Raw genomic sequence first — 4,523 nt, forward strand, 5'->3', positions numbered from 1 at the left:
CAGCCGCGACGACGATGAGTGTTTATTTCCCCCGGCCCCTGTTGTGTGGCGACAACGCAGCGATGATTGCGGTGGCTGCCGATTATTATTTAAGTCACGGCAAGCGTTCTGGTTTTGATCTCAATGCGGTGTCGAGCTGGCCCCTGGAGCAGGTTTCCCTTTGACTGAGCGATCTGACAACCGCTGGCAACGTTTCGGCTTTTTCCGCCGGTTTAAACTTAATCTGATCCGCCTGGCACGCGTCAAATCTTCCCCCGATGCTGTAGCCCGGGGGATGGCCCTCGGTGTCTTTATCGGCTTTACGCCGTTCTTCGGTTTTCACATCCTGATTGCCCTGTTTTTTGCCTTTCTTCTGCAACAGAACAAGATTGCTACCTTCGTTGGTGTTTGGATCACCAATCCGCTAACGGCCCCTTTTATCTATGCGCTGGAATATGAAATAGGCCGCATGCTGCTGGGCAAGCCGGCCATCGGTGTGGCCGCATTCACTCGAGAATTAACCTGGGATACGGCCTTGCAGTTAGGGCTACCATTGGGGCTTGGGTCCATCGTCCTCGGTCTTCCGGTGGCGTTGATCAGCTATGCCCTGACCCTGCGTCTGATGCCCTGGTTGCGTCAATACCGCATACCACGCTGGCCTAAACGTCTGCGCAAACTGTTACCCGGTGATAACAGAAACGAGATGCCATGAGTTATCAGACAAAAAAGCGCTTCGGCCAGCATTTTCTCCATGATCCTGCCGTGATCGACAAAATTATCGCTGCAGCACGGCTGGATCCTCAGCAGCGGGTTGTTGAAATCGGCCCGGGTCTGGGTGTGTTAACCGACCGACTGCTTGAGAAGGTGCCGCAGGTTGCGGTGATGGAGATCGACCGCGACCTGATCGCGCTACTGCATCAGCGTTATGATGATCGTCTGATGATCCATGAAGGCGATGTTCTCAAGTTGCCATGGTTCGAATTGTTGACTGATCCTCCCTATACCCTGGTTGCCAACCTGCCTTACAATATCTCAAGCCAGATCCTGTTCAAGCTGCTGGATCACCGCTCCCTCTTTACCCGGTTGGTTCTGATGTTTCAGCGCGAGGTTGGCGAACGTCTGATGGCTCAGCCGGGCAGCAAAGATTACGGCATCCTCTCGGTGCTATGCCAACTTTGGTATGATATCGACAAGGTGGCCCTGGTCAAGCCGGGAGCTTTCAACCCCCCCCCCAAGGTGGATTCCCTGGTGCTCTCATTTCTCCCGCTGGCCCAACCTCGCGTTGATCCGGTTGACGAAACCCTGTTTAAAAAAATGGTGAAGGGAGCTTTTACCCAGCGCCGTAAAACCCTGCGCAACAGCCTGCTGGCCAGTGGTTTTCAGCCTGCCGCTATCGATGACGCCTTGTCCCTGGCCACTATTGATCCTGGCTGTCGCGGTGAAACCCTCAGCCTGCAACAATTCTCAGCCCTGACCAGGGCGTTTTTTGGGGATTGAGGCGATAGAATAAAAGCCTCCTGAGCCTTGCAACCCGGCACGGGCTATTTTATATTTCTTTGGTGCCAAAGGTGTATACTAAGGGGCAGTAGATAGATGTTCACATCACCAACAAAGGAGTCGGTAATGAAGGTTACGGTTCTCAGTGGCGGATCAAAAAAGGAAAATGAACAGCTGTTTGAACCGGAGGCCATAAAAAAAGAATTGCGACGGCAGGGGCAAAAGACCCATCTCGACACCTTTGTCGCCTTGTCTGACGTACTGCGCAGCGAGATTCCCGAGCGGTTACTGGCGCAGTTGAGCTTTGCCGAACTGATTGAACAGTTGATTCAGGCCGGCAACTTTCTCCTGGAACAGGAGCAGGAAATCAGGGTTAAGCTGTTCCCCCTCAAGAATTCCGGTCACTATCGCCTGTTTACCAACTCCCCCGATGCCAATCATATTTTTTCTACCCTGCAGGAATATCTGCACCGTAAAGCTCTGCAGTTTCACGTTATTTGCCATCCGATTTTGTCGATAGCAAGAAAAGATGGGCAAGTTCAGACCCTCACCAACGCTTCCGATGATTTACCACGCGAATCATTTGTCTGGCTTGAGCTCGAGCGTGTTGCTGAAGGGCAGATTGAAGAACTTGAAGCGGCGCTGACAACCATCATCACTGCGGCACTGACCATCTACCGCGATCGTCCGGCGATGCAGGAAAAGTTTGATGTATTGCTGCAAAAAAAGGAATTTGCCGGACACCAGGCGCTTTTTGATTGGCTGCAACAGGATAACTATATTCCTGTTGCCACGCGCAGTTTTACCTATACCTCTGCTGCTGATATCAATCATTTCAAAGAAGAAAAAAGCAAGGCGCTGGGTTTGACGGAATTTTATCTCGAACCCTTCCATAAGGCCGATAAACCCTTCACCCTCAATGTGAAAAAAGTTTTCCCGTTGCTGGGTCAGGGCAAATTTGTCGATGTTGAACGGACCGAATTTCGCTGCCCGTTACACCGTTTTGAGCGCCTGACCTATCTGGGTTTCCGTGAAAAAATCAGAGGTGGTTATCGTGAGCACTGTTTTTTCGGGTTTTATACCCAGAAAAGCATTGATGAAAACAGCTTCATGATCCCGGCCCTGCGCCGGCGGATTGAGAAGGCGCAGCAGCAGTTGAACATTGTGCGCGACAGTCACAACTATCGCAAAACGGTGCAGATTATCAACAGCTTCCCCAAGATCGAACTGTTTCTGATGGAAGAGGATGAATTACGGCGCATGCTGCGCTCTTTCATTCAGATGCATCGCCAGGCCGGGGTCAAGGTGGTGATTGCACCAACAACGGCGGAGCAGGGGTTGACGCTGCTGCTGATCATGCCCAACGAGTATTATCTGCCCGAGCATATCGAACCTCTTGAGACCTATCTGCGCCGCTATTTCAAGGCAGTCAGCGTGGATATTCGCCTGATCCATGCGGCATCGGACTATTTGACCCTGCACGTTAATCTGCAGTTGCGCCATAAAGAGGTTCAGGTTGACCTGCTGAAACTGGAACAGGGCTTGACGCGTCTGACCATGCCGTGGAAACTGCGCTTTCGCACCCTGCTGGAAAAGAACTTCAGCAGTGAATCCTTTGCCACCTGGGACACCTACATTAAAGCGTTTGACAAGGAATATCGGGCCCGGAACGAACCGCGCTTTGCTATCCGGGATCTGCGCAATATCGAAAAACTTCTCCAATTTCAGCAGGATGTTTTCGATCTGTGGGGACCGTTCCACGATCAGCGCGATTACTTCCGTTTACAGTTTTACAGTTTGAACCGGTGCTATCTGAACGACCTGATGCCCTATTTGCAGAACCTCGATCTCTATGTGCTGCATCAGGTCGATTCCGATCTGGTTATCAACGATCAGCCGGTTTATATCAAAAGTTTTTCCGTGCGTGCCGACACTGCCAAAAGTTTACCCATGGCACAGGTTAAAACGCATTTGATCGATACCCTGCGGGCGCTGAACAATAATGAAGTGGAAAACGACTATCTCCACAAGTTGTTGTTGCCAACCGGACTCTCATGGCGCCAGATCGATGTCTTTCGTGCTTATCGCAATTACTATCTGCAATTGGGCAGCCCCTTTTCCAAAAAACGGGTCGCGGAAACCCTGACCAATAACATTGCTGCGACACAACTCTTGTATCGTTATTTTGAAGGGCGTTTCAAGCCCTCAGCAGAATGGGATGACCCGATGGTGCGTGAGTTGGAGGTACTCTCACCAGTGCGTCAGGAGCTGGTCAAGGTACTGGAAGACGTCAGCAACCCGAATGAAGATAAAATTCTGCGCACCCTGTTTAATCTTATCGACTCAACCATTCGCACCAACTTTTTTGTGCGCTGCGAGCGCGACGACTACTTTATTTCCCTGAAGATCAGCTCCCTGGGCGTTATCGACATGCCGGCACCACGTCCGCTTTATGAGGTCTACGTCCATTCAGCGCAAATGGAGGGAATTCACCTGCGCGGCGGCAAGGTTGCCCGCGGTGGGGTACGCTGGTCCGATCGACCGGATGATTTCCGCACCGAAGTGCTGGGCCTGGTCAAGGCGCAGATGACCAAAAATGCGGTGATTGTACCGGAAGGTTCCAAAGGAGGATTCGTCACCAAACGCAGCAGTGACGATCGTGATCAGCTTGGGCAGATTGTCAAGGAGGCCTACCAGACTTTCATGTGCGGGCTGCTGGATATCACTGACAACCGTGTCGGTGAAGAAGTTGTTCGCCCTGTCGGGGTGATTGCTCATGATGATTATGACCCCTATCTGGTGGTTGCCGCCGACAAAGGGACGGCGCATCTGTCCGACGTCGCCAATGCCATCAGCGAGTCCTACAACTTCTGGCTCGGCGATGCCTTTGCCAGTGGTGGTTCCCACGGTTATGACCATAAGAAATTAGGTATTACCGCGCGTGGCGCCTGGGAGAGTGTCAAACGTCTGTTCCGGGAGATGGGACAGGATATTCAGACTGAGCCCTTTACCGTGGTCGGCATCGGCGATATGAGTGGTGACGTGTT

At 52.0% G+C, this 4,523-nt stretch carries 3 protein-coding genes; all 3 read left to right on the forward strand.

Annotated elements, in window-relative coordinates; all coding sequences use genetic code 11:
- Nucleotides 1-160 precede the first annotated feature (160 nt).
- A complete protein-coding gene (locus AC6F7T_RS02085) occupies nucleotides 161-691 on the forward strand; it encodes a DUF2062 domain-containing protein (protein WP_500716313.1) in 531 nt (176 codons plus the stop codon).
- A complete protein-coding gene (gene rsmA / locus AC6F7T_RS02090) occupies nucleotides 688-1,476 on the forward strand; it encodes a 16S rRNA (adenine(1518)-N(6)/adenine(1519)-N(6))-dimethyltransferase RsmA (RefSeq protein WP_500716314.1) in 789 nt (262 codons plus the stop codon). The genes AC6F7T_RS02085 and rsmA overlap by 4 nt, the downstream gene beginning before the upstream one ends.
- A 126-nt stretch (nucleotides 1,477-1,602) precedes the next feature.
- On the forward strand, nucleotides 1,603-4,523 hold a 2,921-nt coding region (locus tag AC6F7T_RS02095), incomplete at its 3' end, for an NAD-glutamate dehydrogenase domain-containing protein (protein ID WP_500716315.1).

It is taken from the genome of Pelovirga sp. (genome assembly GCF_059864205.1).

What these genes read in the sequence shown, in the direction of transcription:
- rsmA (WP_500716314.1), top strand. Translation starts at nt 688, where the DNA reads ATGAGTTATCAGACAAAAAAGCGCTTCGGCCAGCATTTTCTCCATGAT.